Genomic DNA, 12,647 nt, shown 5'->3' with positions numbered 1-12,647 from the left:
GCAGAAGGGGGAGCGCCATGACGAGCAGTGAGCACGACGGGCGGTTGGGGGAGGAGTTCTTCACTCCGGGATCCTCGTCCTTCACCGAGTTCCTCACCGCACACCGCCCGGCCCTGCTGCCCATGCGCCGTCCCTTTCCCGACGGCGTCCGCGCGGCCCCCGACCGCTTCCCGCACGGCACCACGGTGCTGGCCCTCACCTACCGCGACGGCGTACTGATCGCCGGCGACCGCAGGGCCACCATGGGCAACCTCATCGCCCAGCGCGACCTGGAGAAGGTCCACCCGGCGGACGACTACACCGCGGTCGCCTTCGCGGGCACCGTCGGACTCGCGCTGGACATGGTGAAGCTCTACCAGGTCGAGCTGAAGCACTTCGAGAAGATCGAGGGCATCCCGATGACCCTCAAGGCGAAGGCGAGCCGGCTGGCCGGCATGATCCGCCAGAACCTCGGCCAGGCCATGCAGGGCCTCGCCGTCGTACCGCTCCTCGCCGGCTACGACGCCAAGGCGCCCGAGGGCGCCCGCGGACGCATCTTCGACTTCGAGGTCACCGGCGGACCGTACGAGAAGTACGACTTCCACGCCGAGGGCTCCGGCTCACCGTACGCCCGGGGCGCCCTCAAGAAGCTGTTCCACGCGGGGATGTCCCGGCACGAGGCGGCGCTGGCCGCGCTGCACGCGCTGTACGACGCGGCCGACGACGACTCGGCGACCGGCGGACCGGACATCAACCGCCGTATCTTCCCGACCGTTTCGGTGATCACCGAGGACGGCTTCGAGCGGCTGCCCGAGTCGGAGACGGAGGAACTGAGCCGCGAGATGGTCGCCCAGCGCCACAGCCGGCCGGACGGGCCGAACGCCATGCCGTGATCAACCGCGCACCCCCACCTCCTTGCGCCATCTGACGAACTGCTTGTCCGGGTCGCCGGTGTAGGCCCACGGAGCCCGGGTGGCCCGGCGCTCCAGCATCCGGAACAGGACGGCCGCGATGTCATGCGCCCCGGCGTGACAGGCCGCGTGCGTCAGGTAGTTGACGTCGCGCAGCTCGCCGGGAGCGATGCCGTCGCCGGTGCGGCCGGTGATCCAGCGCTCCCAGGTGCGGCGGACGTCGCTGACGGCGCCGTCGTTGCTCCAGTGCTGGCCCAGCCCCATCGAGGCGTGCCGGCCCCGGGCCGCGTCCAGGGCGTAGCGGAACTCCTCGACCCGGGCGTACTGCACCAGCACCGGCAGCGGACAGCCGGACGGTGCCACGCCGGCCGCGTCACGGGCGAAGTCGTACATCAGACCGTGGGTGCCGTGCCAGCGCGCCGAGTAGTAGTGCAGCACCTGCAGATGGCCCTCGACGCTGTACGGGTCGCGCTGGTGCAACTCGTCCCACCAGCGCGCCAGTTCCTGCCGTCGTACGCCCGACGGATACAGCCGGGCGACGGAGATCAGCGAGATCCACGGGGTCGGATCGTCCGGGTAGGAGTCGGCCGCCCTCAGGCACGACAGCACCGCGCTGTCGATGCGCCGCCGGTCGATCGGCACCCCCCGGCCCGCGGTGATCGCCAGGTTGAACGCCCGGGCCGTCTCCGTCGCCGCCCGCAGCACCAGCGCGTCGGCGCTGTGCGGCTCGGCGGCCAGCCACGACTCCGACGTCGAACTGCTCGCACAGGCCTGGGCGAGCAGCCGGGTCCGATGGCCGCGGACCAGCCAGTTCGGACCGGTGACCCGCAGCAGCTCCCGCAGCCCCTGCCAGCGGCCGATGACGATGTCCTGCCGGGCGCAGGTCAGCGCGGCGTCACCGCAGTCGGGGTCGAAGTCGGGAGCGAAGCGGTCTTTCGCCATCGAGGGCTCCCTCAGAAGTCGGTGGGAAGACCCTCGTGGACGAGGGAGTCGCTGCCGCCCGCGCCGGCCGGCACGTAGTCCGCCTCGACGGTCCGGGCCGCGTCCAGCTTGGCCGGCCGGTAGTAGTCGCTGCCCTGCCGCCAGTACCAGAACATCGGGATCAGCCCGGCCGCGAGACCTCCGACGCCGATCGCGATGGCGGAGGCGCTCAGCTCGCCCAGCGACTCGACGAAGACCCAGAACATGAACAGGGCCCCGAACAACGGCCACACACCGCCGAACACGAAATTCCCCACGGACTTCAGCAGCGTGGTGCGGTAGGCGACCACCGCCGCCAGCCCCGTCAGCCCGTAGTACAGGGCGATCTGCAGCCCCATCGCGGAGATGGCGTCGGAGAGGATCTCGCCCACCGTGCCCAGGAAGTTGGAGGCGACGAGCATCGCCAGCGCCACCACTCCCACCACCGTGATCGCCACCCACGGTGTGTTCCACCGGGGGTGCACCCGGCCCAGCGCGGACGGCATCGTACGGTCCCGGCCCATCGCGAACAGCGAGCGCGTGACCTGGATGAGCGTGGTCTCCAGGGTGGCGATCGTGGACAGCATCACCGCCATGACCAGCAACTTGCCGCCCCAGCCCGGCCAGACCTCCGCACCGAGCACGGCCAGCACGTTGGCTTCGTTGTCCTGGATCTGCTTCGAGGACAGGATGACGTTCACCGCGATCGTGAACGCCTCGAAGAGAAGGAACACGACGCCCACCCCGATCAGCCCCGCGAGACCGGTCGTACGACGGCTGTTGCGGGTCTCCTCACTGAGGTTGCTGGTCACGTCCCAGCCCCAGTAGTAGAACGCCGCGATCAGCGCCCCGGACGCGAACCCCGTCACCCCGTCGAAGTGCCCGAAGCCGAGCCAGGACCAGTCGAACGCCCGGGCGTTGTCGGAGTGGAGAAGGGCGAGTACGGCGAACAGGGCCAGTATCGCCAGCTCGACACCGGACATCACCAGCTGCGCCCGCACGGTGAGCCGCGCGCCGCCCAGCACCACGAACAGCATGATCAGGAACCAGCCGGCGCCGACCAGCGTCGACAGCGCGGTGTTGTCGGCGAGTTCCTCGTCGAAGAGGGCGAGCGTCATCGAACCGGCCGGCAGCGACCCCGCCACCATGAAGATGGTCGCCGAGATCACCAGCGCCCAGCCGCTGATGAATCCCAGAAAGGGATGCAGCGTGCGGCCCACCCAGGAGTAACTGGCGCCCGCGTTCACGTCGATCCGGCTCAGATGGCTGAAGGCCAGTGCGATGCCCAGCATCGGTATCGCGCAGTACAGCAGTGCGGCCGGGCTGGCCAGGCCCACCGCCGAGACGAGCACCGCCGTGGTCGCGGCGATCGAGTACGCGGGGGCGCTGCCCGCGACCGCCATCACCACCGTGTCGAACGTACCGAGGGCGTTGGCCTGCAGCCCTCTGCCCCTGTTGTTGCCCATGGATGCGCTGCTTTCCGTCTTGCACGACGTGAGGGCGGACCGGCCCCGACGACGTAAGGGGGTGGGGGGTGAAACAACGCCACGAACCGGGGAGGGATGACCTCGGGTCAGGGGCGGTGGAGCGGAACGGGGTGGCGGACACTGTACGCCGTTGCGTTGCCGTGCAGTCACACCGTGTGTGCGAGTGATGATAGCCACACTCTTTGATGCTTCAAGAGCCGTGAGATCTTCCGGGGTTGGACGCCGCGCAACGGGAAACGCGGTTCAGGACATCCACCGGCGAGACCAGCCGACCGAGCCAGTGAGGGAGGCAGGCATGAGCACCGAGAACACGCCCGCGGAGCCGATGGCCGACGACGCGTACCAGCCCACCGGAAGCAACGAGGAACAGCAGGACGCGGCACCGCTCGACCTTCAGGACGCCGTGGACGAGCGGACCTACGACGACACCCTCGACGAGGGCTACTCCCCGCCGGAGAAGCCGCTCGGCGTGACCAAACACGGCACCACGGCCGCCGAACAGCACGACGGCGAGACCCTCGACGAACGCCTCGCACAGGAGGTACCCGACGGTGCCGAGCCGGCCGGCGACGACGTCGGTGACCTGCCGGGCGGGGACGGCGAACCCGTCGACCGGGAGGCGGGCGCCGACCGCGCGGGCCGCCTCGTCGCCCCGGACGAGGGCGCCCACGCCGACACCACCAAGGAGGAGGTCGCGGCCGACGTGGGCATCGACGCGGGGGCGGCCGGCGCGGAGGAGGCGGCCGTGCACGTCGTGGAGGAGCCGTAGCGGACGGGACGCCCCCTCAGTCGGCGAGCCGGTCGATCTGACGGAGTCTGTTCGTGGCGTCCAGGGCCGCGACCTTGTACGACTCCGCCAGCGTCGGGTAGTTGAACACCGCGTCGACGAGATAGTCGACCGTTCCGCCGCACCCCATCACCGACTGCCCGATGTGGATGAGCTCCGTCGCCCCCGTCCCGAAGCAGTGCACCCCGAGCAGCGTGCGGTCCTCCGGCGAGACCAGCAGCTTCAGCATGCCGTGCGAGTCACCGATGATCTGTCCGCGGGCCAGTTCGCGATAGCGGGAGATGCCCACCTCGAACGGCACCCGGTCCTCGGTCAGCTGGTCCTCGGTCCGGCCCACGAAACTGATCTCCGGGATGGTGTAGATGCCGATCGGCTGGAGCCTGTGCATCCGGCCGACGGGCTCCCCGAAGGCGTGATACGCCGCCGCCCGCCCCTGCTCCATCGACGTCGCGGCCAGCGCGGGGAAGCCGATGACGTCGCCGACGGCGTAGATGTGCGGCACCTCGGTGCGGTAGTGCTCGTCGACCGTGATCCGCCCGCGCGCGTCCGCCGTGAGCCCGGCCTTGTCCAGGTCCAGCTCGTCGGTGAGCCCCTGCCGGCCCGCCGAGTACATCACCGCGTCGGCGGGGATCTTCTTGCCGCTCTCCAGGATGGTCAGCGTGCCCCGCGGATGCCGCTCCACGGCGGCGACGGTCTCCCCGAAGCGGAACGTCACGGCGAGGTCCCGCAGGTGGTACTTGAGCGACTCGATCACCTCGACGTCGCACATGTCGAGCATCCCGGCGCGCCGCTCCACCACGGTGATCTTGCTCCCGAGTGCGGCGAACATCGAGGCGTACTCCATGCCGATGACCCCGGCGCCGACGATGACCATGGAGCGCGGCACCCGCTCCAGCGCCAGGACGTTGTCCGAGTCCATGATCGTCCGCCCGTCGAACTCCACACTGCCGGGCCGTGCGGGCCGGGTGCCGGTGGCGATGACGACGTGCTCGGCGGTCAGCAGCCGTTCATGGCCGGTGACCTCGCGCAACGCGACCGTGTGCGGATCGACGAAGCGGCCGGTCCCGGCGTACAGGTTGACGTGGTTGCGGGAGAGCTGGCTGCGGATGACGTCCACCTCGCGGCCGACCACGTGCTGGGTGCGGGCCGTCAGGTCGGCGACGGTGATGTCGTCCTTGAGCCGGTAGCTCTGACCGTACAGATCGCGCTGGGTGAGGCCGGTCAGGTACAGCACCGCCTCGCGCAGGGTCTTCGAGGGGATGGTCCCGGTGTGGATGGAGACGCCGCCCACCATGTCGGGGCGGTCGACGACGGCGACCCGGCGGCCCAGCTTGGCCGCGGCGATGGCGGCCTTCTGGCCACCCGGACCGGATCCGATGACGAGCATGTCGAAGTCGGGCACCCTCAGGAGTCTGACAGCCGTGCGCCCTCTTTCGAAAGGGTGAGCAGGAAACCACTGCCCGGGTGAAGTGCCGCAGGGAGAGCGGAAGTTGTACCGCGCGCCGGGCGGGCCTCGACGAACTGGAGCGGTCCTGTGCATATGGGTCGATAATGCCGGTATGGGGCCTCGGCATCGACTCGCCGACACGAGCGCACCGGCCCGGCTGGCCGCCCCCGACGAGGGCATCGGCCGGGACGAACTGGCGCTCGCGACCCGCAACCACGGCCTGCCGCTCGAAGCCCTGCGCTACGACCTCACCCCGCCCGGGCTGCACTACGTCCTGACCCACTACGACATCCCGTACGTCCCCGACGACACCCCCTGGCACCTGACCCTCGGCGGCCACGTCCACCGCCCGCTGCGCCTCGACCTCTCCGACCTCCGGGCGTTCCCGCAGGTCACCACCCGGGTCACACTGGAGTGCGCGGGCAACGGCCGGGCCTTTCTGGCGCCCCGGCCGGTCAGCCAGCCCTGGCTTCTCGAGGCGGTCGGCACCGCCGAGTGGACGGGCGTACCGCTACGGCTGCTGCTCGCCGAGGCCGGTGTCGGGGCGGACGCGGTCGACGTGGTCTTCACCGGCGCCGACCACGGCGTCGAGCGCGGCGTCGAGCAGGACTACCAGCGCGCGCTTCCCGTGGACGTGGCCACGGGCGACGACCCCGAGGTGCTGGTGGCGTACGCGATGAACGGTGCCCCGCTGCCCCCTCAGCACGGCCGGCCGCTACGGCTGGTCGTGCCCGGCTGGTACGGCATGGCGCACGTGAAGTGGCTGCGCGAGATCACCGTCGCCGACGAGCCGTTCCGGGGGTTCCAGCAGGCCGTGGCGTACCGGCTGCGCCGGGATCCCGAGGACGAGGGCGAGCCGGTCACCCGCATCGCGCCTCGCGCCCTGCTCGTCCCGCCGGGCTTCCCCGACTTCATGTCCCGGGCCCGCGTGGTCCCGCCCGGTCCGGTGACCCTGGAGGGACGTGCCTGGTCCGGGCGGGCTCCGGTGGCGCGCGTCGAGGTCAGCACCGACGCGGGGAGGGGCTGGCGGGAGGCCGGTCTCGAGCCGGACGGCGGGCACCGGTGGGCGTGGCGCCGGTGGCGGTACGGCTGGACGGCACTGCCCGGCGAGTACGTCCTGAGCGCCCGGGCCACCGACGCCGAGGGCCGTACGCAGCCTCTGGAGCCGCCCTGGAACCGCGGGGGCTTCGCCAACAACCTCGTACAGCGCGTGCCGGTGCTGTGTGCGGACACGCGAACGGCCGCCCCGGGTGCCGACGCGCACCCGGGGTGGACTCGTGCGGATTCCGGACGGTGAAGCCGGGCTGAGGCCAGGTCGTGTCCGACCTAGGGCAGCAGCTTGTCGAGGGCGGAGGGACCCTCGTCGGCCAGCTTGCGCTTGGCCCATTCCAAATTGCGGGGGGTGAGATCCTTGCCTGAGGCAAGCACTATGTCCTCGGGCGACACTTCGGTGCCGGTGCGGGCGTGGAGCAGGTCGTCCGGGGTCACGCGCTCCCCGGACGGCCCGGACGCTTCGGGCTGGGACGTCGGCATCATCTCTGCTCCTCGGATCCGGGAGTCTTCCTTCGGGCCCGGTGCGGTCATCGGGTCTGTTAACACCATTCAACGCCGGAGCGGACCCTGCATCCGGAGGCGCCGAAACCCCGCCGCACCCCTGCCGGCCCCTGGACACCCGGAGTACCTCTCCGACACCGGAGCGAAACCGCCCGGCTCCGAGGACCGGGCACCCGCGCGACCCGTCGGACCCGACGGGCCGCGACGGGACTCGGGTCAGCTCTCGAACGGCGTGAGCGTCAGCCGGATCCCCGTCGGGGCCGTGTCCTGGATGTACGAGGCGAAATCGGCCACGTCGTCGAAGGCGAAGCCGTACGCCTTGCCGTCCTCGGTGGCCGCGTGCATCGCCTTGGCGTAGTGGTTGGTCAGGCCGGTCCGGTAGAAGGTCGCGGCGTCGGTGGTCGGCTGGGCAGGATGGCTGAGCAGCGTCGAGCGGTTGAAGCCGGCGCCGAGGATCGCGGCGACCGGGCCGGTCGTGCCGTCGTTGGGGGCGGCGAGATTGCCGTCGCAGAACAGCACGTCCCGGGTCGACGGCTTGGCGAAGGACACCTGCGCGGGCCCGTCGAAGGTGAACCGGTCACCGCGCACCCGCCCGGTGAACTTCCCGGCGTTGGTGGTGACGGTCAGGTCCCGTCCGGTGTAAGTGCTCCACACCTCGTCGATGTACGGCGCGAAGTAGTCCTTGGCGAACAGTCCCGCGTCCAGGCCGTGCCCCGGGGCGATCACGCGCGTGTCGTCCACGACGAGCCGGGCGAACTCCGCGACCTGGCGGACCGCCGCGAACGCGGCCGCGCGTCCACCGGCCCGCAGCCGGCCCGCCGTCTGGTCCTTGGCGCCGGTCAGCCGGATGCTCAGCGGCACGCTGAACATGTCGACCATGGTGGTGTTGCAGAACATTCCGGCGGCGTTGTACGTGAACTCGGCGCAGTCGTGCAGCACCGGGTAGTTGGGGTCCGAGGTCACCCAGCCGGCCGGGTACTGGAGCGCGGCGTTGCCGTTGCCGTCCGTGACGGCCTTGAACTTGAGCTTCTCGCCGAGCGACACATAGATCCGGCCGGACATCTGCGGCAGCGACAGCCGGGTCTCGCCACTGCCGGCCAGGCTGATCGCGTAGTCCGTGAAGCCGTCGGGTCCGTTGTCCGACAGCGCGATCGGCGCGAGGGTGCCGTCGGGTGTGACGCGTACCTGGCGGCCGTCCTGGTTTCCGACGATGTAGACGTGGACGTTCGCGTTGCCGAAGGAACCGCTCTCGTTGACGATCGTCAGCGGCAGCGCGGCGGCCGCCGCGGCACGGGTGTCACCGTCCTCGGACGTGCCCGCGAGGGCGTACGGGCCCACGGCGGCGACGGCGGGAACGGCCACCGCCGTGCCGCCGAGGGCGAGGAGAAGCCTGCGTCGACCGAGGTGGCGATGGTGGCGGGAAGTCATGTGGGGGTCTCCCGAGTACTCGTGTGTGGGGGTTGGGTGTGGGGGGAGTGCTGGGTAGCGGCGGTAACGCCGGCCCTCGTTCTGAGAGCGCTCTCGAAACGAGCGTCACAGCCACCGATGGGCCCTGATGGTACGCACCAACTCCGCAGGGGCCAATGGGTCTGCATCAAGTCCAAACTCCTTTCAGCTGCGTGAACTTGAAGGACCACGGCGTGCCCGTGACGGCTTAACCCCTTCCTAAGGCCCACTTAAGTCGCGCTGACCTCTGAGAGCGCTCTCCAAGCAGCCACGAGGAGCTGGCTCAGGACGTGCGAAAACCCGTGGACGGCTCTGATGAAGATCGCGTACGGTGTGGCTCCACGCCCTGAGACGGACGGAAGGAGGCGAGTGCCGTGCGGTTCAACCGAGTCCAGCGCTCCTCTTTCCGTTGCCCCGGCGTGTCGCGTCAGATCTGACCGGGAGCGCTCCGAACAGCCCTCATCCCGGAGGAATCCGTGACCGATCTGGTCATCCGTACGCTCTGCGCGAGCGACGCCCATCTCTTCGACGCACACCCCGACCCGCTCGGTGCCCGCGAGGGCCACCGGCGGACCCGGTTCCGCCCCGAGTGGAAGCGGGTCGCCCTGCGCGACGGCACGGTCGTCGCCCGCGGCGCCTGGTGGGGCGGGCCCGACGACTCGGAGCCCGTCAACATCAACTGGTTCGACGTGGCCGAGGGCGAGGAGGCGGCCGGCGCCGAACTCCTGCGCTCCGCACCCTGGCAGGTCGAACTCGAGATCAACCTGCCCGGCGGCTGGCGGGACGAGCCCGGTCTGAAGGCCGCCGCCGACGCCCGCTTCAACGCCGCCCGCGCGGCCGGCCACGAACTCCTGGTGGAACGCTTCCTCTACCGCTGGACCCCGGAACTCGGCCTGCCCGAGCGCCCCGGACGCCTGCGCTTCAGCCCCGAACCCGACGACGCGGTCTTCTTCGACGCGCTGCGCCGCATCCACTCCGCCACCCTGGACGCCCACGCGCTGCAGGCCATCGAGCAGGGCGGCCTCGACCAGGCGGCCCAGGAGGAACTGGACTTCTTCCACTGGTGCCCCTCCCCACGGGAGTGGTGGCAGGTCGCGCACACGCCGGACGGCGAACTGGCCGGCATCCACATCCCGGCCCACAATCCCTCCGGCCCGACCATCGGCTTCATCGGAGTCGTCCCGGAACAGCGTGGCCACGGCTACGCCTACGACCTCCTCACGGAGTGCACCCACTTCCTCGCCGCGCAGGGCGCGGAGTTTGTCAGCGGCGCGACGGACCAGGGGAACTTCCCCATGGCCGCGAACTTCGCCAAGGCGGGCTTCCCCGTCGTCAGCGAGCGCATCAACTTCCGTGCGCCGAAGTCGGCGTAGCCGGCGTGGTCGGCGTGGTCGGGCCGTTGTCAGTGGGGGGTGGCATGCTGGTCGGCGGTGTGATCGGCGGGGGCGAGGGAGTTGGCCATGGGGTTCGAGGGCGAGGTCTGGCAGGTGCGCGGCGGCGGCGTGCCCGTGGGGGAGATCCTGATCGACGAGGCCGACTTCCCATGGCTGTCGGGCCGCTTCGCACCCGGTCCGGGGTACGAGGCGGTCGGCGATCTGTTCGCCCGTGAACTGGCCCTGCTGGAGGGGGACTTCGAGGACGACGTGGAGGCGTGGGAAGCGGTCTACGAGGAGATCCGAAGACAGGTCTCATTGTCCTCGCCGGACGGACCCGTAGCAGAGTTCCTGTTGCACATCGAGGGGGAGCGGGCCTGGTTCCGGTGGAGTGAGGAGCCGTTCGAGGACCAGGTATAGGGCTCACAGCAGTTTCCGCGAGGGCGTCGCCCAGGGCGAGTCGTTCGGTGCGCTGGGCGAGCCCGGCAACGAGGTGCCGGGCGGCCTCAATCACCAGCAGCCGCAGGCTCCAGCCCCGTCCCCCCGACCAGCGGCCCCCTCAGGCTTCTCCGTCCAACAGCGCCTCGGCCGTCGCCAGAATCTCGGTGACCCGCAGTCCGAACGCCGCGTCGCACGCATGCGGCCGCCCCGTACGGGAGGCCGCCAGCAGGGCGTCCGCGGCCCGGATCAGGGCGGACACCGCGCTTTCGGTGCTCTCCGGCAGCCGGGTCACGCCGGCCGAGCCCCGCAGCTCCGCCGCCGCACCCTCCGCGGCGGGCGGTGCCGTGAGGCTCAGCGTGAGGGTGCTCGACGCGCCGCCGGCGTGGTCGAGAACCAGGTGGACGGTGTCACCGGGGCCGGGCGCGGCCGCCGTCACGCGCTTCGCGTCACCCAGGATCGGCAGCAGCACCGACAGGGCGTGCGGACCCACGTCCCACAGGGCGCCCTTCTCCCGCCGCCACGGCGTGGCGAACGGGCTGCCGTCCCCGCTGAACACCGCGCCGAGCCATTCCGCCCGCCCCGTGAACCAGCCTCCCACCGCGGCCTGTTCGGTGATCCACGCCTCGGCCTCCGGCTGGAAACGGGTGGTGAAGAAGACGACCGAGGCCACCCCGGCCTCCTCGACGGCCTCGGCGACCGCCCGCGCCTGTTCCACCGTCGGCGCGAGCGGCTTGTCGAGCAGCAGATGGCGGCCCGCCCGCGCGGCCCGCACCGCCAGGTCGGCCTGAACGGCAGGCGGCAGGGCCACGGCCACCGCGTCCACGTCGGCGAGCAGCATGTCGACGTCGTCGTAGGCGCGGACGCCGTAGCTGTCGGCCAACTCCTTGGTCGGGGCGGCTCGACGGCCCCACACCCCCACGAAGTCCAGTTCGCCGTGCCGGCTCAGGGCGGGAGCGTGGGCCATCTGAGCCCATGGGCCGGTGCCGAGCAGTCCGATGCGCATGCTGCCGCCTCTCACTGTGCCGAACAGTCGAACCCTGTTCAGTCCGTCGGTCGAGGGCGAGCGTGTCACACCGACCAGGAGGCCGCGCAAGCAGTCGGGCGGCCGATCTCGGCAACAGAGATTCAACAACTGAGATTCAGCGGCGCCGTCGCTGAATGCGTTCTCTTTCTTCTATTGGACCTTGTGCCACGGGACGGCCAGGCTGGTGTCGCTCCGGTTCCCGCACCACAGCCGAGAACACGACAGCCGAGAAGAGGGGTCACGAGCCCATGCACACCCGCCGCATCGGGGACGTCGAGGTCAGCGCCATCGGGCTGGGCGCGATGCCCATGTCCATCGAGGGACGCCCGGACGAGGCACGCTCCCTCGCCACCATCCACGCCGCGCTCGACGCCGGCGTGACCCTGATCGACACCGCGGACGCCTATCACCGGGACGCCGCCGAGGTCGGTCACAACGAGACCCTGATCGCCAAGGCCCTCGCCTCCCACGACCTGGGCAAGGACGTCCTCGTCGCCACGAAGGGCGGCCATCTCCGCCCCGGCGACGGAACCTGGACGCTCGACGGCAGCCCCCGGCACCTGAAGGAGGCCTGCGAGGAGTCCCTGCGCCGGCTCGGCGTCGAGGCCATCGGGCTGTATCAGTTCCACCGCCCCGACCCGAAGGTGCCGTACGCCGAGTCGGTCGGCGCCGTACGCGACCTGCTCGACGAGGGCAAGATCCGGATGGCCGGAATCTCCAACGCGAACCCGGAGCAGATCCGCCAGGCGAACGACATCCTCGGCGGCCGGCTGGTCTCCGTGCAGAACCAGTTCTCCCCGGCGTTCCGCTCCAGCGAGCCGGAGCTGCGCCTGTGCGACGAACTCGGTGTCGCGTTCCTGCCCTGGAGCCCGCTCGGCGGCATCTCCCGGGCCCGTGAACTGGGCTCCGCCTACGCCCCGTTCGCGCGGGTCGCCGAGGCCCACGGGGTGAGCCCGCAGCGGGTGTGCCTGGCCTGGATGCTCGCCAAGTCGCCGGTCGTCGTCCCGATCCCCGGATCGAGCCGCCCGGAGACGATCCTGGACTCGCTCGCCGCGACCGAACTCGTGCTCACCGCCGAGGAACTCGCGGAGCTGGACGCCGTCTGAACGACCCCGGGGGCCGTTCGGGAATGCGCTTGTACTCCCTCTCGGGACGGGATAGGAAAGCGCTTGCCACTGGCTTTGCCATGCGCTTGCCGTGCAGGTGTCTGCAACTCATCCGGAACCCTGGGAAGGACA

General features: G+C 70.7%; 12 protein-coding genes. 6 read left to right on the top strand and 6 right to left on the bottom strand.

Annotation, left to right across the window (positions count from 1 at the left end):
• Positions 1 to 17: 17 nt before the first annotated feature.
• Entirely contained in the window at positions 18 to 872 is an 855-nt protein-coding gene (prcB, locus tag L0P92_RS04165; RefSeq protein WP_234761092.1) for a proteasome subunit beta, read from the top strand.
• On the opposite strand, the gene L0P92_RS04160 is transcribed toward prcB, so the two are convergent.
• Entirely contained in the window at positions 873 to 1,832 is a 960-nt protein-coding gene (locus L0P92_RS04160; RefSeq protein ID WP_234761091.1) for a hypothetical protein, read from the bottom strand.
• Between the two features lie 11 nt (positions 1,833 to 1,843).
• Positions 1,844 to 3,316, bottom strand: coding sequence for an APC family permease (locus L0P92_RS04155; protein ID WP_234761090.1), 1,473 nt, complete (start codon positions 3,314 to 3,316; stop codon positions 1,844 to 1,846).
• Between the two features lie 316 nt (positions 3,317 to 3,632).
• Between L0P92_RS04155 and L0P92_RS04150 the strand changes: the two genes are divergently transcribed.
• Positions 3,633 to 4,106 carry a DUF5709 domain-containing protein gene (locus L0P92_RS04150; RefSeq protein ID WP_234761088.1) on the top strand — a complete coding sequence of 158 codons (474 nt, stop codon included), beginning with the start codon at positions 3,633 to 3,635 and terminating at the stop codon, positions 4,104 to 4,106.
• 16 nt (positions 4,107 to 4,122) lie between these two features.
• Here L0P92_RS04150 and sthA read toward each other — a convergent pair whose 3' ends face one another.
• Entirely contained in the window at positions 4,123 to 5,526 is a 1,404-nt protein-coding gene (gene sthA, locus L0P92_RS04145) for a Si-specific NAD(P)(+) transhydrogenase (RefSeq protein WP_234761087.1), read from the bottom strand.
• 157 nt (positions 5,527 to 5,683) lie between these two features.
• Between sthA and L0P92_RS04140 the strand changes: the two genes are divergently transcribed.
• Positions 5,684 to 6,868, top strand: a complete 1,185-nt coding sequence (locus L0P92_RS04140; RefSeq protein ID WP_234761086.1) for a sulfite oxidase — start codon at positions 5,684 to 5,686, stop codon at positions 6,866 to 6,868.
• Between the two features lie 29 nt (positions 6,869 to 6,897).
• Here L0P92_RS04140 and L0P92_RS04135 read toward each other — a convergent pair whose 3' ends face one another.
• On the bottom strand, positions 6,898 to 7,104 hold the full coding sequence (locus L0P92_RS04135; protein WP_217207053.1) for a hypothetical protein: 207 nt from the start codon (positions 7,102 to 7,104) through the stop codon (positions 6,898 to 6,900).
• Between the two features lie 237 nt (positions 7,105 to 7,341).
• The gene (locus L0P92_RS04130; RefSeq protein ID WP_234761085.1) at positions 7,342 to 8,553 is read right to left on the bottom strand and encodes a beta-1,3-glucanase family protein; all 1,212 of its coding nucleotides are present in this window, start codon (positions 8,551 to 8,553) and stop codon (positions 7,342 to 7,344) included.
• A gap of 494 nt (positions 8,554 to 9,047) precedes the next feature.
• Here L0P92_RS04130 and L0P92_RS04125 point away from each other — a divergent pair, with 494 nt between their 5' ends.
• Positions 9,048 to 9,944, top strand: coding sequence for a GNAT family N-acetyltransferase (locus tag L0P92_RS04125; protein WP_234761084.1), 897 nt, complete (start codon positions 9,048 to 9,050; stop codon positions 9,942 to 9,944).
• 87 nt (positions 9,945 to 10,031) lie between these two features.
• Positions 10,032 to 10,364: a hypothetical protein gene (locus L0P92_RS04120; RefSeq protein WP_234761083.1), complete on the top strand. Its 333-nt coding sequence runs from the start codon at positions 10,032 to 10,034 to the stop codon at positions 10,362 to 10,364.
• Between the two features lie 139 nt (positions 10,365 to 10,503).
• Here the strand turns inward: L0P92_RS04120 and L0P92_RS04115 are convergent, their stop codons facing one another.
• Positions 10,504 to 11,388: a Gfo/Idh/MocA family protein gene (locus L0P92_RS04115; protein WP_234761082.1), complete on the bottom strand. Its 885-nt coding sequence runs from the start codon at positions 11,386 to 11,388 to the stop codon at positions 10,504 to 10,506.
• Between the two features lie 269 nt (positions 11,389 to 11,657).
• Between L0P92_RS04115 and L0P92_RS04110 the strand changes: the two genes are divergently transcribed.
• Complete coding sequence (locus L0P92_RS04110) at positions 11,658 to 12,515, top strand: aldo/keto reductase (protein WP_234761081.1); 858 nt, start codon at positions 11,658 to 11,660, stop codon at positions 12,513 to 12,515.
• Positions 12,516 to 12,647 lie beyond the last annotated feature (132 nt).

This window comes from Streptomyces muensis, assembly GCF_021474425.1.
In the GTDB taxonomy this organism is placed as follows: Bacteria; Actinomycetota; Actinomycetes; order Streptomycetales; family Streptomycetaceae; genus Streptomyces; species Streptomyces muensis.
This window is presented reverse-complemented; position numbering and strand designations above follow the sequence as displayed.

Excerpts from the sequence above, each read along its gene's own strand:
- L0P92_RS04155 (WP_234761090.1), bottom strand. The coding sequence starts at position 3,316 with ATGGGCAACAACAGGGGCAGAGGGCTGCAGGCCAACGCCCTCGGTACG.
- L0P92_RS04140 (WP_234761086.1), top strand. The coding sequence starts at position 5,684 with ATGGGGCCTCGGCATCGACTCGCCGACACGAGCGCACCGGCCCGGCTG.
- prcB (WP_234761092.1), top strand. The coding sequence starts at position 18 with ATGACGAGCAGTGAGCACGACGGGCGGTTGGGGGAGGAGTTCTTCACT.
- L0P92_RS04130 (WP_234761085.1), bottom strand. The coding sequence starts at position 8,553 with ATGACTTCCCGCCACCATCGCCACCTCGGTCGACGCAGGCTTCTCCTC.
- L0P92_RS04115 (WP_234761082.1), bottom strand. The coding sequence starts at position 11,388 with ATGCGCATCGGACTGCTCGGCACCGGCCCATGGGCTCAGATGGCCCAC.
- L0P92_RS04135 (WP_217207053.1), bottom strand. The coding sequence starts at position 7,104 with ATGCCGACGTCCCAGCCCGAAGCGTCCGGGCCGTCCGGGGAGCGCGTG.
- L0P92_RS04110 (WP_234761081.1), top strand. The coding sequence starts at position 11,658 with ATGCACACCCGCCGCATCGGGGACGTCGAGGTCAGCGCCATCGGGCTG.
- L0P92_RS04150 (WP_234761088.1), top strand. The coding sequence starts at position 3,633 with ATGAGCACCGAGAACACGCCCGCGGAGCCGATGGCCGACGACGCGTAC.
- L0P92_RS04120 (WP_234761083.1), top strand. The coding sequence starts at position 10,032 with ATGGGGTTCGAGGGCGAGGTCTGGCAGGTGCGCGGCGGCGGCGTGCCC.
- L0P92_RS04160 (WP_234761091.1), bottom strand. The coding sequence starts at position 1,832 with ATGGCGAAAGACCGCTTCGCTCCCGACTTCGACCCCGACTGCGGTGAC.